Origin of the sequence: Thermoproteus uzoniensis 768-20 (assembly GCF_000193375.1) — an archaeon.
GTDB classification, from domain to species: domain Archaea; phylum Thermoproteota; class Thermoprotei; order Thermoproteales; family Thermoproteaceae; genus Thermoproteus; species Thermoproteus uzoniensis_A.
In genome coordinates, this window is record NC_015315.1 from 1,284,001 (window position 1) to 1,310,641 (window position 26,641).

At 60.7% G+C, this 26,641-nt stretch carries 29 protein-coding genes and 3 tRNA genes; 19 read left to right on the top strand and 13 right to left on the bottom strand.

Annotation, left to right across the window (positions count from 1 at the left end):
* Positions 1–28: 28 nt before the first annotated feature.
* The 4 genes from TUZN_RS07180 (at position 29) to rgy (ending at position 6,537) form a co-directional block, all read left to right on the top strand.
* Positions 29–1,105 carry an FAD-dependent oxidoreductase gene (locus TUZN_RS07180; protein WP_013680295.1) on the top strand — a complete coding sequence of 359 codons (1,077 nt, stop codon included), beginning with the start codon at positions 29–31 and terminating at the stop codon, positions 1,103–1,105.
* Between the two features lie 65 nt (positions 1,106–1,170).
* Complete coding sequence (locus TUZN_RS07185; RefSeq protein WP_013680296.1) at positions 1,171–1,947, top strand: electron transfer flavoprotein subunit beta/FixA family protein; 777 nt, start codon at positions 1,171–1,173, stop codon at positions 1,945–1,947.
* A complete protein-coding gene (locus TUZN_RS07190; RefSeq protein WP_013680297.1) occupies positions 1,944–2,834 on the top strand; it encodes an electron transfer flavoprotein subunit alpha/FixB family protein in 891 nt (296 codons plus the stop codon). Before TUZN_RS07185 ends, TUZN_RS07190 begins: the two co-directional genes overlap by 4 nt.
* Positions 2,835–2,862: 28 nt before the next feature.
* Positions 2,863–6,537: a reverse gyrase gene (gene rgy / locus TUZN_RS07195; protein WP_013680298.1), complete on the top strand. Its 3,675-nt coding sequence runs from the start codon at positions 2,863–2,865 to the stop codon at positions 6,535–6,537.
* A gap of 148 nt (positions 6,538–6,685) precedes the next feature.
* Here rgy and TUZN_RS07200 read toward each other — a convergent pair whose 3' ends face one another.
* The 6 genes from TUZN_RS07200 to TUZN_RS07225 all read right to left on the bottom strand — a co-directional run bounded on the left by TUZN_RS07200 (position 6,686) and on the right by TUZN_RS07225 (position 12,069).
* Entirely contained in the window at positions 6,686–7,420 is a 735-nt protein-coding gene (locus TUZN_RS07200) for an ABC transporter permease (protein WP_013680299.1), read from the bottom strand.
* Positions 7,417–8,298, bottom strand: coding sequence for an ABC transporter ATP-binding protein (locus tag TUZN_RS07205; protein ID WP_013680300.1), 882 nt, complete (start codon positions 8,296–8,298; stop codon positions 7,417–7,419). Before TUZN_RS07205 ends, TUZN_RS07200 begins: the two co-directional genes overlap by 4 nt.
* A 20-nt stretch (positions 8,299–8,318) precedes the next feature.
* Complete coding sequence (locus TUZN_RS07210; RefSeq protein WP_148678619.1) at positions 8,319–8,651, bottom strand: GTP cyclohydrolase I; 333 nt, start codon at positions 8,649–8,651, stop codon at positions 8,319–8,321.
* The gene (locus TUZN_RS07215) at positions 8,620–9,573 is read right to left on the bottom strand and encodes a tRNA guanosine transglycosylase family protein (RefSeq protein ID WP_013680302.1); all 954 of its coding nucleotides are present in this window, start codon (positions 9,571–9,573) and stop codon (positions 8,620–8,622) included. Before TUZN_RS07215 ends, TUZN_RS07210 begins: the two co-directional genes overlap by 32 nt.
* A gap of 106 nt (positions 9,574–9,679) precedes the next feature.
* The gene (locus tag TUZN_RS07220) at positions 9,680–11,311 is read right to left on the bottom strand and encodes an ABC transporter permease subunit (RefSeq protein ID WP_013680303.1); all 1,632 of its coding nucleotides are present in this window, start codon (positions 11,309–11,311) and stop codon (positions 9,680–9,682) included.
* Complete coding sequence (locus TUZN_RS07225; protein ID WP_013680304.1) at positions 11,308–12,069, bottom strand: ABC transporter ATP-binding protein; 762 nt, start codon at positions 12,067–12,069, stop codon at positions 11,308–11,310. Before TUZN_RS07225 ends, TUZN_RS07220 begins: the two co-directional genes overlap by 4 nt.
* A 133-nt stretch (positions 12,070–12,202) precedes the next feature.
* Between TUZN_RS07225 and TUZN_RS07230 the strand changes: the two genes are divergently transcribed.
* From TUZN_RS07230 to TUZN_RS07245, 4 genes are all read left to right on the top strand, one after another.
* A complete protein-coding gene (locus tag TUZN_RS07230; protein ID WP_013680305.1) occupies positions 12,203–12,436 on the top strand; it encodes a 30S ribosomal protein S28e in 234 nt (77 codons plus the stop codon).
* On the top strand, positions 12,433–12,624 hold the full coding sequence (locus TUZN_RS07235; protein WP_013680306.1) for a 50S ribosomal protein L24e: 192 nt from the start codon (positions 12,433–12,435) through the stop codon (positions 12,622–12,624). Before TUZN_RS07230 ends, TUZN_RS07235 begins: the two co-directional genes overlap by 4 nt.
* Positions 12,625–12,674: 50 nt before the next feature.
* Positions 12,675–13,127 carry a 50S ribosomal protein L7Ae gene (gene rpl7ae / locus TUZN_RS07240; RefSeq protein ID WP_052886162.1) on the top strand — a complete coding sequence of 151 codons (453 nt, stop codon included), beginning with the start codon at positions 12,675–12,677 and terminating at the stop codon, positions 13,125–13,127.
* Between the two features lie 114 nt (positions 13,128–13,241).
* Positions 13,242–15,131, top strand: coding sequence for an arginine--tRNA ligase (locus tag TUZN_RS07245; RefSeq protein ID WP_013680308.1), 1,890 nt, complete (start codon positions 13,242–13,244; stop codon positions 15,129–15,131).
* Here the strand turns inward: TUZN_RS07245 and TUZN_RS07250 are convergent.
* From TUZN_RS07250 to TUZN_RS07260, 3 genes are read right to left on the bottom strand one after another with little or no spacing between them, the layout of a single operon-like run.
* Complete coding sequence (locus TUZN_RS07250; RefSeq protein WP_013680309.1) at positions 15,117–15,407, bottom strand: hypothetical protein; 291 nt, start codon at positions 15,405–15,407, stop codon at positions 15,117–15,119. The genes TUZN_RS07245 and TUZN_RS07250 overlap by 15 nt on opposite strands.
* Complete coding sequence (locus TUZN_RS07255) at positions 15,407–15,769, bottom strand: SUI1 family translation initiation factor (RefSeq protein WP_013680310.1); 363 nt, start codon at positions 15,767–15,769, stop codon at positions 15,407–15,409. The genes TUZN_RS07250 and TUZN_RS07255 overlap by 1 nt, the downstream gene beginning before the upstream one ends.
* A gap of 26 nt (positions 15,770–15,795) precedes the next feature.
* Positions 15,796–16,287 carry a hypothetical protein gene (locus TUZN_RS07260; RefSeq protein ID WP_013680311.1) on the bottom strand — a complete coding sequence of 164 codons (492 nt, stop codon included), beginning with the start codon at positions 16,285–16,287 and terminating at the stop codon, positions 15,796–15,798.
* 75 nt (positions 16,288–16,362) lie between these two features.
* On the opposite strand from TUZN_RS07260, the gene TUZN_RS07265 reads away from it, so the two are divergent.
* Genes TUZN_RS07265 through TUZN_RS07295 form a run of 7 tightly spaced genes read left to right on the top strand, consistent with a single transcriptional unit; the run spans position 16,363 to position 22,242 of the window.
* On the top strand, positions 16,363–17,211 hold the full coding sequence (locus tag TUZN_RS07265) for an S-methyl-5'-thioadenosine phosphorylase (RefSeq protein ID WP_013680312.1): 849 nt from the start codon (positions 16,363–16,365) through the stop codon (positions 17,209–17,211).
* Positions 17,212–17,260: 49 nt separating this feature from the next.
* Complete coding sequence (locus TUZN_RS07270) at positions 17,261–18,424, top strand: DNA double-strand break repair nuclease NurA (RefSeq protein ID WP_013680313.1); 1,164 nt, start codon at positions 17,261–17,263, stop codon at positions 18,422–18,424.
* On the top strand, positions 18,424–19,185 hold the full coding sequence (locus TUZN_RS07275) for a radical SAM protein (protein WP_013680314.1): 762 nt from the start codon (positions 18,424–18,426) through the stop codon (positions 19,183–19,185). The genes TUZN_RS07270 and TUZN_RS07275 overlap by 1 nt, the downstream gene beginning before the upstream one ends.
* A gap of 22 nt (positions 19,186–19,207) precedes the next feature.
* Positions 19,208–20,332, top strand: a complete 1,125-nt coding sequence (locus tag TUZN_RS07280) for an ABC transporter substrate-binding protein (protein ID WP_013680315.1) — start codon at positions 19,208–19,210, stop codon at positions 20,330–20,332.
* A complete protein-coding gene (locus TUZN_RS07285; protein ID WP_052886164.1) occupies positions 20,329–21,312 on the top strand; it encodes a FecCD family ABC transporter permease in 984 nt (327 codons plus the stop codon). The genes TUZN_RS07280 and TUZN_RS07285 overlap by 4 nt, the downstream gene beginning before the upstream one ends.
* Positions 21,287–21,982 (top strand): ABC transporter ATP-binding protein, encoded by a 696-nt coding sequence (locus tag TUZN_RS07290; RefSeq protein ID WP_013680317.1) that lies wholly within the window; start codon positions 21,287–21,289, stop codon positions 21,980–21,982. Before TUZN_RS07285 ends, TUZN_RS07290 begins: the two co-directional genes overlap by 26 nt.
* Complete coding sequence (locus TUZN_RS07295) at positions 21,979–22,242, top strand: hypothetical protein (RefSeq protein WP_013680318.1); 264 nt, start codon at positions 21,979–21,981, stop codon at positions 22,240–22,242. The genes TUZN_RS07290 and TUZN_RS07295 overlap by 4 nt, the downstream gene beginning before the upstream one ends.
* On the opposite strand, the gene TUZN_RS07300 is transcribed toward TUZN_RS07295, so the two are convergent.
* Positions 22,210–22,473 carry a TIGR00304 family membrane protein gene (locus tag TUZN_RS07300; RefSeq protein ID WP_052886165.1) on the bottom strand — a complete coding sequence of 88 codons (264 nt, stop codon included), beginning with the start codon at positions 22,471–22,473 and terminating at the stop codon, positions 22,210–22,212. The genes TUZN_RS07295 and TUZN_RS07300 overlap by 33 nt on opposite strands.
* Positions 22,474–22,521: 48 nt before the next feature.
* On the opposite strand from TUZN_RS07300, the gene TUZN_RS07305 reads away from it, so the two are divergent.
* Both TUZN_RS07305 and TUZN_RS07310 read left to right on the top strand, forming a co-directional pair.
* Positions 22,522–22,944 carry a PaaI family thioesterase gene (locus TUZN_RS07305; protein WP_013680320.1) on the top strand — a complete coding sequence of 141 codons (423 nt, stop codon included), beginning with the start codon at positions 22,522–22,524 and terminating at the stop codon, positions 22,942–22,944.
* Positions 22,945–23,064: 120 nt separating this feature from the next.
* Positions 23,065–23,154 (top strand) — tRNA-His (locus TUZN_RS07310).
* An 82-nt stretch (positions 23,155–23,236) separates the two neighbouring features.
* Here TUZN_RS07310 and TUZN_RS11055 read toward each other — a convergent pair.
* The 3 genes from TUZN_RS11055 to TUZN_RS07320 form a co-directional block, all read right to left on the bottom strand.
* Positions 23,237–23,359: transfer RNA gene (locus tag TUZN_RS11055), tRNA-Gly, on the bottom strand.
* Between the two features lie 338 nt (positions 23,360–23,697).
* Positions 23,698–24,159, bottom strand: a complete 462-nt coding sequence (locus TUZN_RS07315; protein ID WP_013680321.1) for a DUF1286 domain-containing protein — start codon at positions 24,157–24,159, stop codon at positions 23,698–23,700.
* A 112-nt stretch (positions 24,160–24,271) separates the two neighbouring features.
* Positions 24,272–24,367 (bottom strand) — tRNA-Arg (locus tag TUZN_RS07320).
* Positions 24,368–24,560: 193 nt separating this feature from the next.
* Here TUZN_RS07320 and TUZN_RS07325 point away from each other — a divergent pair.
* Together TUZN_RS07325 and TUZN_RS07330 are read left to right on the top strand one after the other, a co-directional pair.
* Entirely contained in the window at positions 24,561–25,262 is a 702-nt protein-coding gene (locus TUZN_RS07325) for an ABC transporter ATP-binding protein (protein WP_013680323.1), read from the top strand.
* A complete protein-coding gene (locus TUZN_RS07330) occupies positions 25,259–26,614 on the top strand; it encodes a hypothetical protein (protein WP_013680324.1) in 1,356 nt (451 codons plus the stop codon). Before TUZN_RS07325 ends, TUZN_RS07330 begins: the two co-directional genes overlap by 4 nt.
* Positions 26,615–26,641 lie beyond the last annotated feature (27 nt).

Below are 26,641 nucleotides of genomic sequence, written 5' to 3' on the forward strand. Positions count from 1 at the left end.
ATATTAACGGCCCGATTCCGCTTTAAATATGAAGTTCCTGTTGCGGTGCAAGCCCAACACAATAAAGCCGCCTACCGGGAAGAGGGTTGCCATAATAGGGGCGGGACCCGCCGGCCTCGGCGCCGCTGGACAGATAAGGTGTCTGGGCCACGAGGTGCACGTCTACGACGCCTTGCCGGAGCCCGGAGGCCTCCTCATATTCGGCATACCCGGCTTCCGCGTCTCTAAGGAAGGCGTGAGGGAGGGCGTCGAGGAGCTGAGGCAGGTCGGAGTTAAATTCTTCACCTCTACTTTTGTCTACTGCGGAGGGGAGAAGCCCAAGGAGCACGACGCTTTGTTGCTCGCCAAGCAATTCGCAGATCTCAACGAGATAATCAACAGCTACGACGCGGTGGTCATAGCGACCGGCACTTGGCGGAGCCGCCGCATGGGCGTCCCCGGAGAGGAGCTGCCGGGCGTCTACCAGGCGCTGGACTTCCTTTTCAGGCTCTACTCACACGAGTTGGGCTATCTGCCCAAAGAGAAGACGTATCCTCTAGGCTCCAAAGTCCTCGTGGTGGGAGGGGGTCTGACCGCCATAGATGCGGCGGTCGAGGCTCTGATGCACGGGGCTAAGAAGGTCGTCGTGTCATACAGACGCACCATAAAGGAGGCTCCGGCCGGCGAGTCAAACATAAAGAAAGAGCTCATAGATAGGGGGATAGAGTTCAGAGAGTTGATAAACCCCGTACGCTTCGAGGGATCGGGCAAATTAGAGAGGGTTGTGTTTGTCAAGATGAGGCTAGGCGCGCCGGATAGATCGGGAAGGCCGAGGCCTGAGCCGGTGCCGGGCAGCGAGTTCGCCGAGGAGTTCGACACGGTCCTTCTAGCGCTCGGCGAGGAGCCGACCCCACCGTTCCCCGACGGCTGCGCCGGCATCAAGCTGAACCCGGACGGCACCATCAACGTCGACGAGGCGTTCAGGACCACGAGGAGGGGCGTGTTCGCCGCCGGCGATGTGGTGCACGGGCCCTCACTGATAGGCAAGGCTCTGGGCGCCGGAATGAGGGTCGTGCCGTATCTCGACGACTATCTGAAAGGCGTCTTGGGCTGGCGCTCCGCTTGACGGGCGTAATAGACATCTCGCCAAGTCGAGGGATATAATTAAATATCGGAGTCATATCGGCCTTGATGAAAATAGCTGTATTGGTAAAGCCCGCGCTCGACACAAGCCAACTCAGAGTCAGAGAGGGGCGGGTCGTGGTCGAGGAAACTCCTCTGAAGATCAACGACATAGACCGAAACGCCATAGAGGAGGCCCTCAAGCTGAAGGGAGGCGACAAGGCGTATGCGGTCTCGGTTCTGAAGTGGCCTCCCCTACAGAGGAGGACGCAGGAGGCCGAGAACTTGCTACGCGAGGCGTTGGCCATGGGGCTGGACGAGGCGTATCTGGTTACTGACGAAGGCCTTATAAATGCCGACCAGACTACCACCGCCAAGGCCATAGCCGCAGTGGTTAAGAAGGTGGGGGCCGATCTAGTCCTCGCGGCGGAGGCCTCTATAGATAACTACACCGGCGAGGTGCCGCCGCGGGTAGCGGCGGAGCTGGGCTGGCCCCTCTTAACATATGTAAGGGAGATAAAGGCCGAGGGCGGGAGGATAATAGCCAGGAGGGATCTCGAGGATTCCGTGGAGATCGCCGAGGTCCAGCCGCCGGCCGTGATCTCGGTGACGCGCGAAATAAACCAGCCCCGTATACCGACCCTACTGGCCATTAGAGCCGCCATGAAGAAGCCGGTGAACAAGCTCGGCCTAGCCGATCTGGGGCTGAAGCCGGAGCCGAGAGCCGAGCTCGTGGAGTATAGGCCCGTGGTGATCCAGCGCAAGAGGGTGATAATCAAGGACGGGACGCCCGAGGAGAAGGCAGACAAACTACTTCAATACCTAAGGCAGGAGGGGGTGATATGAAGGCGCTAGTCGTATACCCAAACAGAGAGGCGCTCTACGCAGCCTCAGCCATTGGCGAGTACGCGGCCCTCGCCGTAGGCGACGCCGAGCTGAAAAGCGCCGAGGGAACCCCAGTAGTGTACTTCGTCAAGGGCGATCCGAGGGATCTGGGCTTGAGAGCCTCCGCCGTCCTCCAGCTCGCGAAGGACTACGACGTAGTCGTGATGCCCTCCCATAAGGACTCCAAGACTCTGGGCGGGTACATAGCGCAGAGGCTAGGCGCCCCCTTTGCGACCGACGTGACGTCGCTTAAGCAAGAAGGCGACAAGCTCGTGGTTGAGAGGTACGTGTTCGGCAACAAGGCTGTGGCGGTTCTGCGGCTATCCGTCCCGGCGATCTTGACAATAGCCCCCGGCAAGTTCATGGGGGAGCCGCCCAAGGCCCAGTCTAAGGTCGTCGAGCTCTCGCCCCAGCTGGCACAGCTTTTCAAGATATCGGGCGTGGAGCCTAAGGCGTCGGGCGGCGTCAAGATAGAGGAGGCCGAAATAATAGTATCCGCCGGCAGGGGCTTCAAGAAGAAGGAGGATTTAGCGCTTGCGTTCGATTTGGCCAAGGCGCTCGGCGGCCAGGTGGGCTGTTCGAGGCCTATAGCGGCAGATCTCAAGTGGCTGTCGGAGGACCACTGGGTGGGCTTGTCGGGCCATAAGGTGAGGCCGAAGCTCTACCTAGCGATAGGCATATCAGGCCAGCCCCAACACATAGCGGGCATACTCGACTCGCGCATAATCGCGGCGATAAACAGCGATCCGAGCGCCCCGATATTCCAATACGCCGACTACGGCGTGGTGGAGGACCTCTACAAGATTGTCCCGATATTGATAAAGAAAGTGAGCGAGCTCAAGAGATAGATCCCTTTTTATACCCGCAATTATCTCAGTGGACTTCCGCGTTCTTCCTGCTCTGTACCTACATAGCTGTCCCAACTGCGGAGGCGCCGTAGAGTCGTACAGACTCGCCGAAGGGCTTCCCTGCTCTGAGTGCCTTCCGGAGGAAGTCGCCGGAAGCGACATCAGACGGGTCATAGAAAATCTAAGGCGGCGGAACGCGTTGCGGGGTCTGGCGCCTCTGGCCGACGTCTTGAGGAGGTACGAGGAGATCGCGAACCTTTTCGAGAAGGTGGTGGGATTCCGCATGTGGGGAGCGCAGAGGCTGTGGGCTAGGCGTCTGGCCGCCGGCAAGAGCTTCGCCGTAGTTGCGCCGACCGGCTCCGGCAAGACTACTTTCCTCCTCATATCGGCGCTGTACATGACAAGCCGAGGCAAGGCGTTGCTGGTGTTCCCCACATCGGCGCTGGCCTATCAAGCCTACAAAAAGCTACTAGACTATTCCTCCCGCGCCGGCCTCGCCCCGAGGATAGTGACGTACAACACGATGCTTAAGCCCCAGGAGAGGGAGGAGGCGCTCAAGAGAATCGAGGCGGGGGATTTCGATATACTGGTCATAACCTCCGCGTTTCTTCCCAAGTACTTCGAGCTGTTGGCGAGGCACAAATTCGCCTTCGTAGCCACCGACGACGTGGACAGCGTATTGAGGGCCACCAGCAAGAACATAGAGCGGTTGCTCAAGCTACTGGGCGCCACCGACGAGGTGCTCGGCAAGGCCTTCGAGCTCATAGAACTGGGCAAGAAGAGGGGCAAGGCCGTGCTGGCCGGCGATGAGAAAGAGGCCGAGAGGATAGAACGGGAGATCGAGAAGGCCAGAGAGGAGTTGAGGAGGATTAAGGCGGAGTTGAGGCTTGGAGTCTTCGTGGCGTCGGGCGCCCTCGCCAAGGCCAGACGCACGGCGCGGTTGCTCCTGTTCAGAGAGATCTTGGGGTTCGACGTAGGGGGGAGGGCCGAGGGTCTGAGGAACGTATACGACCTCTACGTGAAGATGGCCGAGGATCCCAAGACGCAGGTGGCGGAGCTCGTCAAGAGGCTGGGAGGAGGGGGCATAATCTACGTGCTCGACAAGGACTTCGGCAAGGATCTTGTCCAGCATCTCCAAGCCTCCGGCATCAAGGCGGAGCACTTCTTCAGGCCGAGGAGAAAGGTCTTAGAGGCCTTCGAGCAAGGCCAGCTCTCTGTCTTGGTGGGGCTGGCGTCGCCTAGATCTGCGCTGGTCAGAGGCATAGATCTGCCCCACGTGATAAGGTACGTCGTGTTCGTGGGGATACCCAAGTATAAGTTCAGGGTCAAGCTGGACGAGTTCTCCGTGCCGGCTTTCTTGAGCTTCCTCTACAACGTCAGGGCTATCCTGCCGCAAGATCTGAGGTTCAGGGCCGACAGACTCATAGCGCAACTGAGGCGCATAGCGCCCTATTCGGCCAGACTCGACAAAATTTTGAAAGAGGGAGCCTCAAACTCCTTCGAGGAGTACGTCCTAGGCGTCGCCAAATCGGCTGTGGAGTTCGTCGCCAGTCTCCTGAGCAGGGACGATATCAGGAAGGCCATAGAGGCCTCCACGGAGATAAAACTGACCTATATAGGAGAGCAACTATATGTCCTTCTGCCAGACGTCACGACATATATACAGGGAAGCGGGAGGACCTCGCGCCTCTACGCCGGAGGCCTCTCGAGAGGCCTCAGCGTGGTCCTCGTCGACGACGAGAAGGTGCTTAACGCGTTGATCAGAGAGATGGAGCTGAGATTTGACGACGTGCGGTTCGAGGAACTCTCGAAGGCCGACCTAGACGGCATCTTGAAGAGCGTCGATGAGGACCGGGAGAACATAAGGCGCATACTATCGGGGATGTTGAAGCCCGAGGAGCTCGCGTCTAGGGATCTCATGAAAAGCATATTGCTGGTGGTCGAGTCCCCAACTAAGGCTAGGACGATAGCCTCGTTCTTCGGAAGGCCCAACATGTTGATAATAGGCGGCATGCCGGCCTACGAGGTGTCCACAGGGGATTCCATGTTGACCGTCATAGCCACTATGGGCCACATATACGAGTTGCCCACAAACCTACAGAGAGTGGCCGAAGACGAACGTAGGAAGATTTGGAGGCTCGTGAAGCCTGTGGCGGCAGGTCCCTACAGCCCGATGGACTACTCCGTGGTCAAGACAGAGGCGGGGTACGTGCCCATATACAACAGGATATATAAATGCCCCGGAAGCTCCTACGTCGACGACCTCGACGTGCCGGAGGGCTGTAAACCCCTCGACATGATCTCCACGTTGAGGGAACTCGCGTCCGAAGTAGACGCAGTCTACCTAGGCACCGACCCCGACTCCGAAGGCGAGAAGATAGCCTACGACGTATATCTAATATTGCGGCCCTACGTAGGGCTCATCAAGAGGATAGAGTTCCACGAGGTGACCAGAAGGGCTATTATGAACGCCTTGGCGTCGCCGAGAGACGTCAACCTCTCGATGGTCGCCGCCCAGATCGTTAGGAGGATAGAGGATAGATGGCTCGGCTTCGGCTTAAGCAGGAAGGTGCAGGAGGCCCACGGCCTCGCATTCCTCTCGGCAGGCAGAGTCCAGACGCCTGTGCTCGGCTGGATAGTAGAACGCTACGAGAACTCCAAGGCGGAGCGCAAGTTCGACGTAGTGCTCAAGATAGGCGATGGACAGATCAGGCTGGCCCTCCCCGAGGACGTCTATAAAGCGCTTAAGGAAAACAGAAAGGCGAGGATATCTCTGCTGGAGGAGAAGACCGAGACCATACAGCCCCCGCCGCCGTACACCACCGACGAATATATGCGCGACGCGGTGAACAAGCTGGGCATAAGCGCTGAGGAGGCCATGAGCATAGCGCAGGATCTGTTCGAGAGCGGGTTCATCACATACCACCGCACCGACAGCACCAGGATCTCGACGACCGGCATAGGCGTGGCTAGGGAGTACGTCGCGCGGCGCCACGGCGCCGATGCCTTTAGGCCGAGGACTTGGAGCGCCGGCGAGGAGGGGGCGCACGAGGCGATTAGGCCCACCAGGCCCATAGACGCCGAGGAGCTTAGAGGCCTCGTGGCGGCTGGCGTGATACAGCCGACTATAAGACTCACGAGGAACCACTACGCCGCTTACGATCTCATATTCAGGAGGTTCATGGCGAGCCAAATGCGCGAGGCTGAGGTGGTTGTGGCTAGATATGCGCTCTTGCTCGACGGCTTTAACGCCGAGGTGAGGCGGGTCGTAGAGGTTAAGAACGAGGGATTCTTGGCCGAGTACAGATCGGTGGAGCTGGAGCCGCGCCTGCCGACGGGCGAGGTCGACGTAGAGATAGCATACGCCAAGAGGCTCGTAGAGCTCCTCTCGCAAGCCGACGTCCTCAGAATGATGAGGGAGAGAGGGATCGGCAGGCCCAGCACCTACGCCAAGATACTCGAGGTGCTGTCGCGGAGAGGCTACGTGGTGGTTAGAGGGAGGAGGAAGTTCATGATCCCTACCAAGAGGGGTATAGAGATCTATAGATACCTAAGGGAGAACTACGGCAAGCTGGTCAGCGAGGAGAGGACTAGGCTAATAGAGAAGTATATGGACGATGTGGAGAACGGGAGGAAGAACTACGTCGCCGTCCTAGACGAGCTGTTCACCGAGTTCCTACAGGAGGTGTTAACGCGGCAGTAGCTTAAAAATATCAGAATATTACGTGAGCTACATAGAGCTGAGACGGCTTATACTTGAGATCTTAGACAGGAAATTTTCCGCCAAGCCGCAGGAGACTTCGACGGAGCCATAGCCCAACCGGCCTCTATCGGCACCGGCAGACGCTGAGCTAGACTTGCCTCCACCGGGCCACCTTGGCTAGTAGAATCAGCGAAATTACGGCGTATATAACGAGCGAGATCCAAGACGCGACGATCACATAGGCGCCGTAGCGGACCATGCCCAGAGCCGATTGGCCTATTATGCCCGCCGCGCCCGTCGGCAACAGGACGCCGAGAAGCTCGTTGGGCAACACGGTGGCCGGCCAATAGACAGGCGCCATGGCCGACAACACCGCGCTCAGTATACCCGGCACGGCCCAGGCGTACCGCATCTGTTTGATGAGGGTCGATATGGCGAAGCCCAAGCCCGCCGTGGACACCCACAGCAGTATCATGGAGATTGCCAGCGCGGCGGCTCCCATGATCGTGAACGCGCCGAGCACTGCAAGGTAGCCTGCGTAGAAGGCTATGGCGGGCGCCGCGAATATGAACGAGCTCAGCGCAAGGCCGAGCGCGTAGGCGATTGGGCTCACCGGTGCAGCCACCAACATTTGCTGAAATTTTATCTCCAGCCTGTAGAAGGTGGCGTCGCCTATTAAGGATATGCCGTTAGACGCGACGGTCCATATCAAGCCTCCCAGCAAACCCCATCTAAGGCCGGCCTCGCCCGCGTAAATGGCCAGAACTATCAAGAAGCTGAGGGGCGTCACGGAGTTTGCCACAAGCCAGATCCAGCTACGCACTAGCGGGACCCAGCCGTTGAGCCAACCAATCACCAGTATGTCCCTCAAGAGCTTCTTCATGACTCCTCCGATATGGCTCCTATCCTATACAACACGTAGTCCTCGAGAGATCTCTGCCGTATACTCACTTTAGCCCCGGCTCTGATCAAGCTGTCGGCGATCTCGCCGGGGTCGTCGACGAAGTATATCCCCCTATCGCCTATGGCCATATGAGGCTTCCTATCTATCGAGTTAGGGATCCCGTATGCCTCGACCACGTATTTGCCCGGCACCTTCTCTATCAAGGCCCCGGGAGAGCCCACGTCCACCACCCTGCCCTTGTTTATCAAAACGACGTAGTCGCTCAACGACTGGGCCTCCTCCACGTAGTGAGTGGTCAGGAGAACCGTGACGCCGTTCCGCCTCATCGACGACACTGCGTTCCACACAATCCTGCGCGAGAATACGTCCAAGCCTGTGGTCGGCTCGTCGAGGAACACCACGTCCACGTCGGCGGCTAGGACGGCCGCGAGGAGCACGCGCCTCTTAGTGCCGCCCGACAAGGTCTGTATCTCCCTCCCCTTCACGTCGGAGAGCTGGAGCTCCGCCAACGCCTGCTCGGCCCTTCGCCGCGCCTCTCGTCGGGGGTATCCCCTCAAGAGGAGGTAGGCGTACACGAACTCGTAGGGGGTGAGGAACCCTATGGGCGAGCCCTCCTGCGGAACTGCGGCTATCCTACGCCTTATTTTCTCGGCTTCCTTGACCACGTCGTGGCCCGCGACGTAGGCCCTACCCTTCGTGGGCAACAGCTCCGTTATCAGTATCCTCACCAGAGTAGTCTTGCCAGCGCCGTTAGGGCCTAAGATGGACACAACGCGCCCGGCGTCGGCCGAGAACGTGACGTCTTGTAGCGCCCACACGTCTCCGAACCTCTTGCCGAGCCCCTCAGCGGCGATCATGAGAGCGACTAGCGGAGCGCCTAAATATATATAGTGGGCTGGCCGCCGATCTCGGCCGTCACTTCGACCTCCACGCCTCTGTAGGTCGACCTCGCAACGACCTTGACGTATGCAGGCGATATGGCGTTTCTTATCCTCTCGGCTATATCCACCGCCAACTCCTCGTGGAATATCTCTCTGCCCCTATAGCTCTCCAAGATCTTCTCGAATTCCTCTATCAACAAGGCGTGTTCCCTCGGCACGTACTCGACCTCGACCACGTACTCGTCGACTGTCTTGCTCACGGGGCATACCGCCTCGGCCCGTCCCCTGAGCTTTACCCTACTGGGTCTTTTGGAGAGGCGTATCGACACGGAGGAGGCTTAACGACTGTTGATAAAGCTTCTGGAAGATCTTCGACCGCGGAGGCTCGCGGCTCCTCAACACTATCCAAGCGTTGACGAGGGCGCGGTACTCGAAACTGGCCTTGAGACGGGCTATATAGTCCTCGAACCCGTCGAGGACGGGGAAGCCGGAGCTTTTCAGGAACCGATAGAGCTCAACCAGCTCGTCGTCTCTGGCCTTCTTCTTGCCGAAGTTCACCTGGCGATCGGTCACGTGCCGCTCGCCCCCTCCAGGCAGAAGCACCTTGCCGTAAGCGGCCTTGAGCCTCCACGTAGCGCTGTCGGTCGAGTCTATACGAAGCGCCTCAAGAGCCGCCGAGATGGACGGGCTGCCGAGCCCAAGCGCGTGGAGTCTGCCGCCGAACTCGCGCCTGGCCATCGCAATCAGCCTTAAGGCAACTGAGCGCGAGCCGCGGGGCACTCCGCGGGAGATCAGTATATACGGCACGGCGCCGCCCACAGCCAGCTCCTCGGCCCCGTCGTAGCGCTTGATCCATTTCAAGAAGAGCCCCTCGTCAGGATATACGTGGACCACCGGCACTATCCTGGCCCCCGGCAATTCCGATTTGAGGACCAGCCAGTTCCTGTAGGAGGCCTCGGCCTTTCTATCGGCCACGTCCGGCGGATCCGAAGGGGTCGGCGGTATGTCGAGGGATAGGCAGACGTCGCATCCGATGCTCCGATAACGTTTAGCCAGTGTGTAGGGCGATATGGAGAGGCCCCTCTTGAGTATCTGGTAGCCTCCCGAGTCGACCCACAGCTCGCCCTCAAACCCCAAGAGCTCTCTGGCCCTCCCGTCGGCATCCAAGGCGTTTATCATCACCGCGTCTACGCCGAAATAGAGCCAGGGCTTGGGTTCCGTCCTAACTGGCGTGCCCAGAATTACCCTCACGGCTAAATTAACTGTAGGGTTTATATAGTAGAGTAGGCTGAAAGTTTTAGTCAGCTGTTGAGCGCTTGGCCGGCGTCGATTTGTATTACCCTAGAGGGAGAGGCGTCTAGGCCGCGTATATGGCCTCCTCCACTACGTACTTCTTCTGGGCCAGATCCATCAACCTTCTAGTGAAGAATATCGCGAACAACACGACCACCACGCCGAAGATCAAGGAAGCCCACGCGGCGAGCGCTATGTTGCCCTCGGCCGTGGATATCACTATGAGCTTCATCAAGCCGTTCCCAACGGCTAGGTCGTGACCGTCGTATATGCCGGGCCAATACTCGCCTATGGCTAGGCCGCCCCAGGCGCTGTCGATAGTCGACGAGATCCCGGCTACTAGGTACGGCATAGCGGCCGGGAGCAGAATCAGCCTTAACCTCCCCCAGTAGGATAGGTTCAGATTATCCATGAGCTCCCAGATCTCGTGCGGCATGGCCTTAAGGCCCATCCAAAAGCTGTAGAAGACGTAGTAGAACGTAGATATGAAGCCCAGGAGTATGGCGTAGAGCTCGTTGCCGTAGTACCCCAGCACGCCGTAGATCACGGGGTACGTCGCCGCGAAGATCAGGGGGAAATATACGGGGGCGGGGTAGGCCGCGAAGACCTGTATCGCCGGCACGACGACGCGCTCGACCTCGTGATGCGTTGCGAGGTAGTAGCCGAGGGTCACGGCCAAGGCCATAGACAGCAACGTTATGGCGAAAACCCTGCCGTAGTCCAGCGCCAGGGCCAACAAGATCTGGCCGGTCTGGTCCAGAAGACCGCGCCACAGGGAGGCCGGCGTCGACGTGATCACGGATATGGCGCCGTAGATGACGACGCCGAGCATGGCGAGGCCTACAGCCGCGCCTATTACCTTAAACAGATGCTCGTGGCCTTTCTCCTCCTCGTACCACACGGGCTCCCGCGTCGCCCTTCTCTGGACCGCCGCTGTGATCCTGGCAATCCTCGCCAGAGGCCCTCCCACGCCTCTGGCCAGCCACGGAGGTATCAGCCTGATCCTCCTAACGGGCATGGAGCTGTCTATGGCGTATTTCCCGGCCACATAGTTGGCGAGCTCCCTGAAGCCGTAGATCACGGAGCCCACCGCAAGCGCCAGCATGCCCAGAGCGAACAGGTAGCGGTGCACGAAGGCGGGATTTCCCCAATTCCCCTCGGCGGTCAGCTCCGCTATGACTGAGCCTATCCCGAAAACGCTGTACTGCGAGGAGCCCACGGAGAAGACCTCGCTCACGGTTATGTAGAAAAATCCGTCCGAGAAGCTGGGCATTAGGTTGGCCGCTATCCGCGGCATGGAATAGGGTATGTAGAGGTGCCTCATCCTGCTCAAGAAGCCCAGCCTCACGTTTTCGGCCACCTCCACCATCTCCCTCGGGACCGTCTTGAAGGCTTGGTATATGCCTATCCAGATGTTCCACACAACGGCCGTGAACACCAAGAAATCCGCCGCGAGCTCCGCCCCGAGATATCCGCCGATGCCGCTCACGAAGAAGACTAGGACCACCGGGAAGAAGCTGAAGACCGGGACGGACTCGAAAACCCCTATAAGCGACGTGTAGACGTTCTCGAAAACCTTGCTCTTGATGGCTATATAGCCCAGGAGCCAGCCAGTGACTATGGAGGCCCCTATTAACGCCAGGACTCTAGCCGTCGAGACCGCCGTCGCGAGGGCTATCTCGAGATAGCCGATCATATCTCACCCTCTTTCTGCTCCCTGGGCGAGGTCAAGCTCGTGTAGAGCATGTCCACGTACTTCGTTATTGAGGGGTCCTTTAGGCTTCTGGGGCGGGGAAGGTCTATGTTGACTATGTCGACCACGTGGGCGGGGCGGCCGTTCAGGACGTAGACGACGTCCGAGAGCTCCACCACCTCGTAGAGGTTGTGCGAGACGAGGACGACCCCTTTCAGCGAGGTGGACTCGTTAAAAAGTATGTCGTAGATCTCGCGTCTGAGGTTCTCGGCGGTCAGCTCGTCGAGGTGGCTGAAGGGCTCGTCCATAAGCAACACCGAGGGTCTGGCGGCCAGAGCTCTCGCTATGGCCACCCTCTGCCTCATGCCTCCCGACATCTCCTTGGGGTAAAAGCTCTCGAAGCCCCTAAGCCCCACCAGCTCCAAGATCCGGCGTGCCTCCTCCTCGGCCTCCCTCCGATCCATCTTCATATACTGGAGCCCCAACATGACGTTCTCCAGGGCGGTCATCCAAGGGAACGTGACAATTGATTGATGCACCAGCATTATCTGAGGCGTCGGCCTAACCACGGGCTTGCCGAAAAGGAGGACGGAGCCGGTCAACGGCTTGAGGAACCCGCCGAGAATTCTCAGAAGGGTGGACTTCCCTATGCCCGACGGGCCCACTATAGCGACGATCTGCCCCTCGTCAACCGCGATATTTATGTCCTCGAATACTCTGAAATTGCCGTAGCCAAAGCTGAGGTCTTTCCCCTCAAGCACATTCCCCTCGCATGGCGCCACCTTTTCGCCAGTATAAAAGGCTTGTAGCCAGGCCGCGGCCGATCTGCTTAGGTTTTAAGAGGCGGAGTCGCCTCCGCGGGAAAAATTAATAAAGGGCCGCCATCTTGACGGCATGGCTCAAGAGGTCAAGTTTTCGCCCTACGAAGACGCCGTCGCCGCTATAGTGGTCCAGATACTAGGGCGGACTGGCGTGGCCGGCGAGGTGACGCAGGTCAAGGTGAGGGTGCTGGAGGGCCGAGATAAGGGCAGAGTGCTGACGCGCAATGTCAAGGGGCCTGTGAGGTTGGGCGATATCGTAATGCTTAGGGAGACCGAAAGAGAGGCCAGGAAGATCTCGGCGAGATGAGGGTCTATAGGTGTAGCTTCTGCGGGGCGCCGATAAATCCCGGCTTCGGTATAATGTATGTAAAGGCAGACGGCACCGTCTTGAGGTTCTGTAGCCACAGATGCTTCGTCAACGCGACCAAATACGGCAGAGATCCAAGGGATTTGGCTTGGGTTAGAAAGGCCAGGAAGGCCCAGAAGGCCAAGTAGGAAAGCCGAGCCGCTCGAAAATATTTATATCCGACCTAATTTGCAAGGCCATGGCAACCACCGTAGACCCCAAGACATTTTACGCGAACTCGGTGCAGGGTAAGCCATTCTACGTGAGGTTCGAGGTGCCCGCCGAGCTCGCAGAGAAGGCGTACGAGATCCTAAACACCGCGAGGCAGACAGGCAAGATAAAGAAAGGCACAAACGAGGTCACTAAAGCCGTCGAGAGAGGGCTGGCTAAGCTCGTGCTGATAGCCGAGGACGTCGACCCGCCGGAGGTCGTGGCGCACCTCCCAATTCTGTGCGAAGAGAAGAAGGTGCCCTATATCTACGTGCCGTCCAAGGAGAAGCTCGGCAAGGCTGCCGGCATAAATGTCTCGGCGGCCGCCGCGGTGGTGATAGACCCTGGACAGGCCGCAGGCGAGCTCGAGGGCCTCGTGGCGAGGATAAACGAGGCGAGGAGCAAGTACGGGCTAGGCCCTATAGCTCCGGCCAGGAAGTAGGTCTTTTAACTGTATTTTACCGCGAATTTTCGTCCGAGCCTCTTGGGTATCCGTACAGAACTTAACCGCTCCTCAAAGGGCGAAGTTTTTATAAGCCGTTGGGTAGGCCGCTAAGTGGATCCGCTACAGCCTGTGTTGTCGGAGTTCGACGGCTTGCTCGCGAGGATTTCGGCGACCCTCTCGCTTCAGGGGAAGCCGGACGTCGACTTCCCATCTAAATTTGCGTTCATATCAGCTCGCCTTCATAAATTTAAAGTAGATCCGTCGAAGGTGGCCGATATACTCTCGACCTATACGTTCAAATATCTAACGAATGTCAGGTTAGAGAACCTCTACATAAACGCAGATGTCGACCCGGCGAGGCTCGCCGAGGAGCTCTTCAAGGCCGTCTACGCAATGGGCGATAGGTACGGCTATTCAGACAGATGCGTGCACGGCAGATATCTGGTGGAGCACACGTCCGCCAACCCTCTGCATCCGCTACACGTGGGCCACGGGCGCAACGCCGTGTTGGGCGACGCGCTGGTTAGGCTCCTCCGCTTCTGCGGTAGCGAGGTCGAGGTCCACTTCTACGTCGACGACTGCGGGTCGCAGGTCATGTACGCCGCGTTGGGGTACGAGGCGGCGCGGCGGGAGGTCGACGAGCTGATCGGGAGAGGCGTTAAGCCCGATCTGGCGGTCGGCTATGTCTACTCTGTGGCGACGGCGATAGCGGAGATAAACAGGCTGAAGAAGCTGGCGGAGGGCCAGCCCGACGAGAAGAGGCGGGAGATCTTGGCCGAGATCGACGAGTGGCTGGGCGTCATCAAGCGCCACCTCGACGTGGAGCCGGATCTGGTGAACGCCTTGACCGAGAGGCTGGGCCAACGCGACCTCTCGGCGGAGGCCGCGGAGCTCAACAGGCTCTACGAGAGGGGGGACGAGGAGGTCAAGAGAAAGGTGAGGGCAGTCGTGGGGCTTGTGCTCAGAGGCCAGCAAGAGACGTTGAGGCGTCTCGGAATATCCGTGGACAGCTGGGACTACGAGAGCGAGCTCGCCGTCTGGAACAACGCGGCGGCCCAGCTGGTCGAGGATCTGAGGAGGAGGTGGCCCGCCTATATAGAGTACAAGGAGGGGGCCGTGGTGTTTAGGGCCGACAAGTTCGCGGAGGACCTCAAGCTTAGGGAGGAGCTGGATCTGCCCAAGTTCATCCCGCCGGTGACGCTTACGCGCTCCGACGGCACCACGCTATACGTGACCAGAGACGTCGCCTACGCCCTCTGGCAGAGCCGCCGGCCCGTCGACAAGGTGATCCGCGTCATCTCGTCCGAACAGACGCACGAACAAGCCCACGTGAGGATCATACTCTACGCCTTGGGCTACCGCGAGGAGGCGAAGAAGCTGGTCCACTACACCTACGAGATGGTTAACATGCCCGGCATGAAGATGTCGGCGAGGAGGGGGCAGTACGTGGCGCTGGACGAGATACTCGACGAGGCCGCCGAGAGGTCGGCCGATGTGGTCAAGGAGAAGGACAGAGAGGTAGCCTCGGTGGTGGGGGAGAAGGTCGGCGCAGGCGCCATCCGCTTCTTCTACCTATCGGCCTCCCCGCGGAAGCCCATAGACTTCAAGTGGGACGTGGTCCTCAACATGAGGAGCAACTCCGGGCCGTTTCTGCAATATACCTACGTCAGGGCGTCCTCGATCCTGGAGAAGGCGGGCTCTGCGCCGGGCTCCCCGCCCCAGATACCGCCCCAGATTCAGCCAGAGGAGGCAGAGCTGGTGGAGAGGCTGGCCATGTGGCCGTGGACTGTGGCCTCGGCGGCCCGCGACCTGAGGCCCGACTACATATCGGAGTACCTCAACTCCCTCTCCCTTCTGTTCAACAGCTACTACGAGAAGTATCCCGTCATAAAGTCGGAGGAGCCGGTGAGGAGCTTCAGGCTGGCGTTGGTACACGCCGTGAGGACGGTCATGAGGAACGGGCTCAACATCTTGGGGATCCCGATACTACAGAGGATGTAGACCCAACAGTTGCTTGACCTTATCTATACATACGGCTAAATCCCTCGCCAGGAATTCCCTCCCCGACTCCGTCAATAGGCTATATATTCTGTCGTTGGTCAAGGCGTATGCGGCCGCCAGAAACTTCAAGATTACATATTCTCTCGTCCTCTCGGCCAGCTCGGACGCCTTGGCCCATGCCTCGTCCCAATCCGAGGAGTCCAGTGCCTTGAGGCATAGGAGCGCCAAGCCTCTGTAGTCGCCGCTCTCGGCAAGCCTCCGGGCCTCCTCAGACATCAAACCTCCTTGACCTCCTCGTCGACGAGTATGTTCTCCTCCTTGAAGCCCATGTCGATCAACATCTTCTTTATCTTCTGGCGGTGGTCCCCCTGTATTTCGATCCAGCTGTCCCTTATGGTGCCTCCGGCCGCCAGCTTCTTCTTGAGCTCCCTCGCCAGGTCCTTTATGCCCAGCTGTTTCGCGTCGTCCGAGTTGCCGAAGTCCACTATGGTGACGAGGTGGCTCTTCCTTTTCTCAAGCCGTATATGTATCAGGGCCTTCTCCTTGGTTATGGATTGGATAATCTCGTTCTCCTCGCCGCCGCCCAACAATTGGCTGACTATGTCCTCGGCGTCCTTTTCTGGGAACTCAACGCCCATTCTAATACCCAACGCACTATCTCCTTTTAAACATTTCGTCGGCTTTCCCTCAACCGCGCGTTGCTTAGATCGACCCGCAACGAGTTCAGGACGTACACCGTCGAGGGGAGCACGGCGATGGCCTTGGCCTCGAGAGGCCTATCGACGCACTCAACGGCGTCGGAGTCCGAGAGGACCAGCTCCACCGGCCTTACCCTGATGTGCTGGGGGAGCCTCACGCCGTAAGGCGCCGCGTACTGCCTCCTTATACATCTGAAGAGCCGCCTCCTCCGAGCCAGGACGAGGCCGAACCCCACCTCCCAGTTCGTCAATACGACGTACACCTCGCCGGGGCCCTCCCAGCTCACGTCCACGCCCTCCACTATATATGTCGAGCCGGCGCTCAAAAACGCCGAGAGGGGCCGGGAGAAGGTCCACGGGGCGTTCTGCAGAGGGACCTCGTACACGTCGTCCTTTTTGACTGCGCCGTACTTTTTGACCAGATCGGCGTACGACGCGTTGAGGAAATCCGACAACACGTGACAGAGTTGGACGCGAGTTAAAAATATGGCCCGGGCGCGCGAAGTTTAATTAGCCGTCCTATTCCGACCTCCATGAAGGTAGTGAAGGTGACGTCCACGCCTGTCGCGGCCAAGGACCTAGGCATCGACGAGCTCCCGGCGGTTGCCATAATAGGCGGTAGCGGGCTCTACGACCCCGGCATATTCGAGTCGCCTGTAGAGGTGCAGATGCACACGCCCTACGGCCTCCCCAGCGACAACGTCATAGTGGGGCGGGTGGGCGGGAGGTGGGTCGCGTTCCTCCCGAGGCACGGCAGAGGCCACAAGTACCCGCCGCACCGCATACCGTATAGGGCTAACATATACGCGCTCCACGCGCTGGGCGTGAGGCACGTGATAGCGGTCAGCGCCGTGGGCTCTCTCCGGCAGGACTACGCCCCAGGCGACTTCGTGGTGCCTGACCAGTTCGTCGACATGACGAAGAGCCGCGAGTACACCTTCTACGACGGGCCGAGGACCTGCCACGTCCAGATAGGGCTGGAGCCCTTCACTGAGGAGCTCAGGAAGGCGCTGATCGAGGCCGCCTCGAAGTACAACAAGGTACACACGTCGGGCTGTTACGTCTGTATCGAAGGGCCCCGGTTCAGCACGAAGGCAGAGTCCAGGATCTGGCGCGACGTGTACGGCTGCGACATAATAGGCATGACTCTGGTCCCCGAGATAAACCTGGCGCGGGAGCTGGGCATGTGCTACGCGCTACTGGCGCTCGTGACGGACTACGACATCTGGGTCCCCCACCAGCCGGTCACAGCCGAGGCCGTCGAGAAGATGATGTCGGAGAAGATGGACATCGTCAGGCGCGTCGTGGCGGAGGTGGTGCCCAAGATACCCAGCGGCGTCGAGGCCAAGTGCAAGGCCGTCCTAGAGAACGCTTGCGTCTAGCCGCCCGGCCTGGCCCGAGGCTTTTTAATTATCATGGTTGCGTAGCTACGTGGAGGACATAGAGTACTGGCTGGAGCCCGATCTACTGAACGCCGTGAAGTACGACGTGGAGAAAAGCGCCGAGAGGCTCGGGAGGCTGGAGAAGCTGGCCGAGAGCATATTGTCGATAAGGGACAAGGCCGCGATAGGGCAGATACCTAGGCCAGCCGGCGAGCACTACGCCTATGCCGTCGATTCCTCCTACGGGAGCCCCCCTCTGGAGCTCGTGGGCGGCGTCTTCACAGTCATAGCCTACGGCTACGTGGGGCGGTCGAGGCAGGGGGTGGACAAATTCCTGGGCGGCGCCGTCTATTTCGAGGACAGGGACGAACAAGACCTCTCGCGCCACGCCGCGTTGCTGGAGCGCAAGCTGGCGGCGCGCCTGCTCAGGCGGAAGGCCAGAGGGCTCAAGGACTTCGACATCCTCCTCCTGGACGGCGAGCTCGCCCTCCACCCGTTGCCCTTCAACCTGGCCGTGCCTGGAGGAAAGTACGAGGAGGCGAACAAGGCCGTCGAGTCCCTCCTCGCCGCCGCCGAGGAGGCGCGCGCCACCTTGGTAGGGCTCGCCAAGAGGGTCAGATCGCGCTACCTCTCAGTGCTCTACGGCGGCTGCCTGCCTGTGAACGATAGGGCGGCCGCCTCTCTGGTGTTGAGGCCCGGCGAGTACATGGTCCTGGGCCGTCTCAAGGACGTGCTCCCGCGGTGGGCCGAGATACACTACGCCGAGTGCGAAGGAGGCCGGCTGAGGGACGAGGTGATCAGGTGTGCCCGGGAAGGCGCCGCGGCTGGGTCGGCCAAAGCCGCGAGGCTCTGCGAGAGGCTGAAGGAGTTCGGAGAGAACTTCGCGTCGGTCCTCTCGTCGGGCCAGTACCCCCACCTACGCCTGCTAGGCGACGTGGCCGTCGCGTACTACATGCCGCCGGGATCCCAGACCGCCGTGAGGGTCGAGGTGCTGGACTTGGGGCCCGGCCTCGAGGAGACGCTGGCCTTTCTGGCCGCCACTTCGTCGACTGTCACGGGCTATCCCCAGATCCTCGACGAGGTGGACCGCTACGTAAGGGTGACGCCGGAGTTCGTAGAGGCGGTCTTGATGATGTTGATCAAGAAGGCGCCCCAGAAGGTGGCCGGCATGTTGCTCCCCAACAACCTGCAGAAGTTCAGAAGGCTGTTCTAATGCTCACCAGAATCTACCACGTTACGTACTACCTCGACATAAGATCCGCCTACTTCCAATTCGCCGGATGCAACTTCTCGTGCCCCTGGTGCATTAGGAGGCTGACGCCGTGGGACCACCATCTGGACAGCCGAACCTTGGCCTCGCTGAGGGCTGGCGGCTTCTTGAGCCTGCGGGCCTTCCAGGAGGTCGCGGACAAGCTGGTCTCAGACGGAATGGAGGAGGCCGTGTTGGGCGGCGAGGAGCCCACGGTGGACGACGCCTTGCCGGCCGTGATACGACATCTGGCGGGCAGAGCCAGGGTGAGGCTACTGACTAACGCCTATAGGTTGACGGCGGAACTGCTCGACGAGTTGCGCAGATGCGCCACATGCGAAGTGGTCGTAAGCATAAAGACGCTCGATGCGGAGAAGCACAGAGAATACACGGGCAAGCCGCTGGAGCCGGTGCTACGCAATATCTCGGCGCTGGTGGAGGCAGGCGTCAGGACCTTGTTCGAGACGGTCCTCATACCGGGGCTCAACGGCCCAGAGGGCGTGGAGAGGATAGCGAAATATCTGAGAGAGAACGTGGGCGATGCGGTCCTCATAATCGATCCCCTAATACCGGTGCCCGGGACCGGCTGGCGGAGGCCGACCGAGGAGGAGCTACGCGACGCCGTTGAGAGAGCGCAGAGGTATGTGGCCGTGAGGATGCACGGCGAGGGCAGACGGAGCAGATCGGTGGTGGTATATCCCTCTCAGCTGTTGCACAAAGCTTAAATGCGGGATATTTCTCCCTTATATGGTCTCGAAAGTCTGGATAGCCGCCGTGGCGATCATCGCCATAGTTGTCGGGTGGCTCGCCGGCTATTACTCGAAAGCCCCGGCGGTCCAAACCACCTCGGTAACCTACTCGACGACGGTCACGACAACCGCGACAATAACCACTACCGTTACAGCCACGACGACGGCCACCGTCACCACGACGGTCACCAGCCGGTACTACCCCATAACGGTCGTCGACGCGCTCAACAGGACCGTCCAAATATCGGCGGAGCCAGCCAGGATCGTGTCTCTGGCCCCTAGCATAACTCAGATGCTCGTGGCTCTGGGCCTCTGCAACAGAATCGTGGGGCTTGATCAGTTCAGCTACCAGCTACTCCAGGAGCTCAACTACACGTCTTGTCTCCCCTCAAACGCCGAGGTGATAGGGATAAGCGCCATGAGCCCCACAGGATTTAACGGAGACGCCATAATCTTGCTGAAGCCGGACTTAGTCCTCGTCGACAGCGGCTTCGAGGCGCTGTGGGCCAAGGACATACAGAAGATAGGCGTGCCCGTCTACTTCCTCTACGGAACGCGCGCCTCCTCGTTCGCCGATATAGAGAGGGATATAAAGGCCCTCGGCGAGATTTTCGATAGGGCCCAGAAGGCGGCCGCCGTAGTGAGCTGGATGGAGGCCGAGCTTGCGAAATACCGCGTGCAGACCAACGTCACCGTTGCGCAAATAGCCTGGATAAACCCAGACGGGTCCTTCTACGCGGCCGGCAACAACACCTTCATAGCGGCCGAGATAAGAGCTGCGGGCGGCGTAAACGCCATAGGCCAAGGCGGCTGGGGGCCCTTCGAGCCGTCGCTCCTCATAGCGGCTAACCCGAGCGTGATAGTGCTGGGCAGTATGGGCGCAAACTGCACGTACGCCCTAAAGGCGCTGGACGAAATACCCCACGTGTCAAGCGTCGCGGCCTACAAGAGCGGGAGGGTCTACGTGCTCACGGGCCTCGCCGAGGATGCGGTCGACCAGCCGTCGCTTATGTCGGTCTACGCGGTGGCCATATTCAACAAGATAATAACGGGGAACGCCCCGCAGTGCATCGGCACGAGGTGGTTCTTGCAACAGTTCCCCAGCCCCATACCGACGGGATGAGGACAAGAACCCTCATCTCTTTGTCGCTGATATCCCTCCCCCCTCTGCTTATCCTCTTCCTCTCCACGGGCGCCGTCTTGCTGGCCCCCGACAAGCTGTTCGCGGGAGGGCCCTACTCGGTGATAGTGTACGGCATTAGGCTCCCCGCCGCCATAGCGGCGGCCCTCATAGGGTCCACCCTCGCCGTGTCGGGCGCCGTCATGCAGACGCTCTACAGAAACCCCCTTCTGGACCCCTACATAACGGGCACCGCGTCGGGGGCCGCCTTCGGGGCCCTCCTGGCGTACGTGTTGGTGATCGCCGGCCTCTCCCCGGCCTACATGTTGCTCTACCAGGTCCCCCTCGCGTTTCTATTGGCGATGGCGGCCAGCGTAGCCACGCTCGCGGTCGGCAGAGGCAACGTGTACGCCACCGTCATAGGCGGCGTCGCCGTCTCGTACATATTCTCGGCCGCCACGACGATAGGCCTCTCGTACCTCTCGTCCCGACTGCCGCAGATACCTCCCCTCGCCTTCTGGCTCTTCGGCTACATAGACTACGTCAGCTATAAGGCCGACGCGTTGTTGGCCATCGCCGCGACGGGGCTAATAGCCGCGGCCGTCAGAGAGGCGCGCAGAATGGACCTCGTCGCCATAAGCGACGAGCTGGCGCACGTCAGGAGGATAAGGCCCGACAGATATAGGCTCCTCTGGATATCCGCCATATCCCTATCCACAGCGCTGATAGTGTCGCAGGTCGGCGTCGTGGGCTTCCTGGGGCTCATGGTGCCCCACATGGCCAGGATGGCGTTGAGGAACGGGTCGGCGACGGCCGTGGTCCCCGCAAGCGCGGCGCTGGGGGCGCCCGTATTGCTCGCCTCAGACGCCTTGGCCCGCGGCCTCCTCGGCTTCTCGATCCCCGTCACCGCGATAACCTCGGTGCTGTCCGCGCCCGTGATCATACTCGCGCTGGCCCATGCGGGTAAGAGGCTTGACCGTTAGCCTCGGCGGCGTCCCCATACTCGTAGACGTCTCGTTCGATATAGTCGAGGGGCTGAACTTGGTGTTGGGCCCCAACGGGTCGGGGAAGACCACTCTGCTGAGGGCCATAGCCGGCATATACAGACCGCAGAGGGGCTTCGTGGAGGTCGACGGCGATATAGGCTACATGCCCGCCGAGTTCGCCGACGCCTACATGACGGTCATGGACGTGTTGTTGGCGGGCGGCGGGAGGGCGCCGGGCAGATACCTGGCGTGGCTGGCCGCCGTCGGCCTAGGCGGCTACGAGCGGCGCATATTCTCGGAGCTCAGCACCGGGCAGAAGAGGCTCGTGTTGCTGGCCAAGGCCCTCGCAGAGGGCAGGCTGGTGTTGCTGGACGAGCCCACGGCGAACTTGGACCCGGCCCACAAGGCCGCCATAATGGGCGTCCTGCAGAGGCTGAAGAGGCTCAAGACATTCGTTGTGGCCTCCCACGACCTCGACCTCATAAACATAGCCGACTCGGTGGTCTTGCTGAGGGGAGGAAGGGCGACGCAGCTCAAGCCCGAGGAGGTGGACGGCGAGGTGCTGTCGGAGACCTACGGAGTCCCCATAGAGGTCGTCCGGTCGGGAGGCCGCAAGCTGTTTCTGCCGAGATACGATTTTTATAGGCAGGGCGAGGAGGGCATATGAACAAGCTGTTCGTGGCGGGGCTCGCCCTAGTCCTTATAGGGTTCTTCATCATGGCGGCGGCCCCCCTGCTACAGATGGGGGGAGGCGCCCAGACCGCCGTGGCGGGCTGCGTCTTCCTATTCTTCATCCCCGTGTGCTTCGGAGCCGGGCAACCCCAGCTCGCCGGCCTAGCCGTGTTGGTCACAGCCGCGATACTGGCCGCGCTCTTCTTGATCTCGCTGTTGTTGCTAGTACCAATAAAGAAGCAGGTACAGAGCTAGGACCAAGACCGTCAAGGCAATCGCCAAGATCAACACGGCCTTCGTAATTCTCTGGCTGGACCCGAAGACTATGGGGACAGGCCCAATTATCACGACGCCCCCAGCCTCCGCCCTCTCCCCGCCGCCCCCCTCCCCCCTCCTCGCCATCTCCAGGAAAAACGCGAGGAACATGAGGAAGACGCCGAGGAGGAAGAGGCCCATCCCCAAGGCAATCCAATCCCCGACGGACATAGACCGATAGGCCTCACACAATAAAAACCTTAACGTCGGGCCTCTCCCATGGCCTGGGGCGGGAACTACGAGGAGATCCTGGCCGCGATCAACAAGAGGATCTCGGAGGTGGGCATACTCTCGTTCATCGGATACAAGCTGGTCGAGCTCGGCGACGGGTATGCCAAGGCGGTGTTTCAGCACGACAAGAGGCTGGAGAGGGTAGGCGGGATAATACACGGCGGCGTGATCATGACGGCGCTCGACACGACTATGGGGTTCGCCGCCATGGCCTCAGCCAAGGGCGAGAACAACGTCACGCTGGAGCTCAAGGTGAACTTCCTCGAGCCCCTCGACGGCGGGATCTACGAGGTGACGGGCAGAGTGCTGAGGAGAGGCCTCCACACGATAGTGGTCGACGGAGAGCTGAGGAAGAGAGGCGGAGTGCTCGCCGCCAAGGCCCTAGGCACCTACTTTATAGTGAGGACGTAGCGCACGCGGTATCCATAAGAGGCGGAAGCACCACAAGGAGCGCCGGAGCTTGATCTCGGAGGATGTCTGTCCGGTAGCCGCAATGAAAAAAATTTATAGTAGTGGTGTCGTAGGGTCCAAGCCGCCGTAGTCTAGCGGCTAGGATAGGGAAGCCCCTAACGGTGGGCTGTGGCCCCATTGACCCGGGTTCAAATCCCGGCGGCGGCCCCATTTTTCTTTACGGAACCAACGGCAAGATCCCCATACTGTCTGTTTTTGACGGAGAGGATCTTTAGGCACCCGTCATGAAACTTGGTGCGGCGGCCGGGATTCGAACCCTATCCCAGCCCCCTTGTGGGGGCCTGACGGGATCAACGGCTCTCTTCGCGCTGGGCGTGGAAGGCCGCCATCCTAAACCAGGCTAGACTACCGCCGCAGTTCAGCTGTAGAACAGCTTTTTATAAGGTTTTAGGCCGTAAGTCACGGCGGCGCTCGCCGAGAGGCGAAAAACGGGAAAGAGGCGGCTGTGATCGCGCCTGCTCCAGCCCCTTGAGGGTTGCCGAACTGCCTCGACGCGCGGCTCGGGTCCGACATCTTCTCGGCTCCAGATATCTCCCACGGCAGATCGACACACCGTTTTGTGTCCGGGGACAGCCAGCTTTCTGCCCAACAGCGCCCCTTACTGTCGCGTTTTCCGAAACAGCCTTCTACTGGCCTCCGCCGTAGAGGGTTGGAGGCATCGCCGGCGTTTTTCCACGAAATTAGACTGATGTTTTAGGAAAGGGAGGGTTGGAGGAGGACGGCGACGATTATGAGGATCGAGAACGCCGCAGTCAGCCCGTTGGCTGTCGGGTCGTTGTATCTGAGGTGTGCGAACGCAAATCTCTTGTACCTCCCGTTGCGCCTCACGTATATTCCGTGCTCAGTGAAGGCGTCCAGGAAGAGGTGGGAGAGGGCCTCAACGGCCCCCGCCGCGGCGGCCCAAGGCGCGGCGTAGGGGATCGCCAGCCCCAGAACTCCGCCTACGGCTGCCCCCAGGACGGCCGCGTGTAGGGGCTCGTGGGTGCGGGGACTGCGCCTGCCGTGTTCGTGGCCGAGGAAGTCCACTATGGGGTTCACGGCCAGCGAAATGGCCGCGGCCGCCGCCAGCGCCGCCGCGGGCGGGACGGCCAGCAGATACCTCAGCGCCAGGAAGCCCGCCGCGATCGCGAAAACCACGTGGGTCCTCAACAACATGGCAAGAAAAGAGGAGGAATTAAAGAAGGAGTTTAACGGCGGCGCCGCCGTTTCTTAGACTCGTCGAACGATCTGTAGCGGTGTGTCGGGCTTGAAGGCCATATTGTTGCTATGGCGGGCCCGGCGGGATTTGAACCCGCGACCTACGGCTTAGAAGGCTCGGCGGATCTGGTCCTCCGCCGCTCTATCCATGCTGAGCTACGGGCCCCTTTACATATATTTCAATATATTTTTAAGCTTTTTCTCCGATCTACGCGCGGGCGATCCCGGCACGACGCCGGCGCTGAGGGCAACGCCCGTAGATCTGCCGGGGCGCCTGGGATCTCCGGAGGGGCGCCGCCGCGGGCCCTAGAGGCCGCCTCCGCGTTGTAACGGTTTTATAGATATGTCCTGGCACCTCCGTGGACTGCATCGCGGCGTCTGGCTTGGTCAAGAGCTATGGAGATCTGAGGGCCCTCGACGGCGTGACTTTCGGGGTGCCTTGCGGCGGGGCGGCGGCGCTTCTGGGCCCCAACGGCGCTGGGAAGTCCACCACGTTGAAAATCCTGGCGGGGCTCCTCAAGCCGGACGGGGGGAGGGCGTCGGTGGGGGGCTTCGAGGCCGGCTCCGAGGACGCCAGGCGCATCTCGGGCTATCTCCCCGAGGATCCCGAGCCGTATCTGGCCTTGACGGTGAGGGAGAATCTGGAGTACATGGCGGCCTTGAGGGGCGTCGAGGACTGGGGCTGGGTGGACGAGCTCGTGGAGGCGCTGGAGCTTAGGCGTTACCTGCGCTACAAGGCCTCCTCGATCTCTAGGGGCATTAGGCAGAGGCTCGCCGTGGCTATGGCCCTTGTCCACAAGCCGCAGGTGGCCCTCCTAGACGAGCCGCTCAACTATCTGGACGTGCCTTCCCAAGAGGCCGTGGTGTCTCTCCTCGAATCTCTGAGGCCCACGGTCCTGGTCTCGACGCACATACTCTCGGTGGCCGGGCGCCTTGCCGACGAGGTGTTGATCATGTCGGGCGGCAAGATCGTCTGGCGGGGCCCTCTGGCCGAGGTGCCGGGCGCGCGGGAGAGAGGCCTCGAGGCCGCCGTGGCCGAGATCATCAGGAGGGGGCCATGAGCCTTCTGGGGCTCGTCGTCAAGTCGCGCTTCACGGGCCCCTACGTGGTCCTTCTGGGGGTCAGCACCGCCTACATCACCCTCCAGGCTCTGTTAATGCCCAAGCTAGATCTGGCCCCTTTCGCGTTGATGGCGGTCTCGCTCGACGCGTTGATCACCGCGTTGGCGGTGCTGGGCGGAGGGCCCCTCGTGTTGAGGGCGGACCTCGACTTCCTGCTCCAGACGCCGGTGGGCAGATGGGCCCTCGCGGCCTCCCTCTACGCCGCGCAGTTGCTCCTCTACTGGCCGTTCTTCCTCTACGTGGTCAGCATGTCTCTGCTAGTGCCCTACCTCGGCCTGGCCGAATCGCTGGCGGCTTCCCTCGCGCTGACGGCGCTGGCGGTCTCGGCCTCGGTCTCCTTCTACCGGCTCCCCCTCAAGCTCCGGGCCCTCGCCGCCGGCGTCCTCGGAGCCTGGCTAATCTCGCCGGCTTTGGGCTGGCCCTACGCCCCCACCTCGGCCCTTCTGGGATCGCCCGCCGGCCTGGCCTTGGCCGCCGCGGCGGCTTCCGCCCTCTCCGCGCTGGCCCTCTCAGAGCTGAGGAGGCTGGAGTCCTACGTCTATCCCCACGGCGGCGCCGAGCTGGCGGGGCGCGAGGTCTCCTTCAGAGGCGCGGGCCCCGTCAAGGCGGTCTATCTGCTTAAGCTACACAACGTGAGCGTCGTGGGGCGCGGCGCGTGGGGCGGCGTCCAGTACAGGACCGGCAGGGTGGGCATGGGCAGGCTGGTGCTGGCGGTCTCCGCCGCATCTGCCGCGTACCTCGCGGCCTCTATGGCCTACGGCGGCCCCATCCCGGCCATAGTGGCGGTGTTTGCGGCCTCGGCGGCGTCGGCCTCGCTCATGGGGGCCGGCGCCGTTGCCAACGAGAGGCTCTGGATCTCCGCGGCGTCTCTGGGAGTCCGCTACATGAGGCATATGTTGTTCGCGATAGCCGCGTCCACGGCCGTCTTCCTCTCGCCGCTGGCCGCGGCCGGGGCGGCCGCCTGGCTGCTCGGCTCCCGCTACGGGCTGGGGGTCGCGATCGCGGCGCTGGGCCAGATACCTCCCTTCGCGTCCCTCTACGCATATATATTCTCCCTCGTGTCCCCCTACCAGATCAAGGGAGAACACACTTGGCCTCTCAGGGTAGGCCTGAGGACGTTTCTCCTGAGCCTCTCCGCCTTCGCCTCGTTCGCCGCCGGCGCGGCCGCCGTAGCCTCCCCGATCGCCGGGCTCTACGCCTCTGCCATCCTGTACGCGTCCCTCCTGGCAATATCTCTGAGAAAGCCCCTCGAGAAGTCGCTGGAGAGCTTGGTCCTCAACGGGTTCGTCTAGATAACTTAAAAAGGCGCACTATCCAGA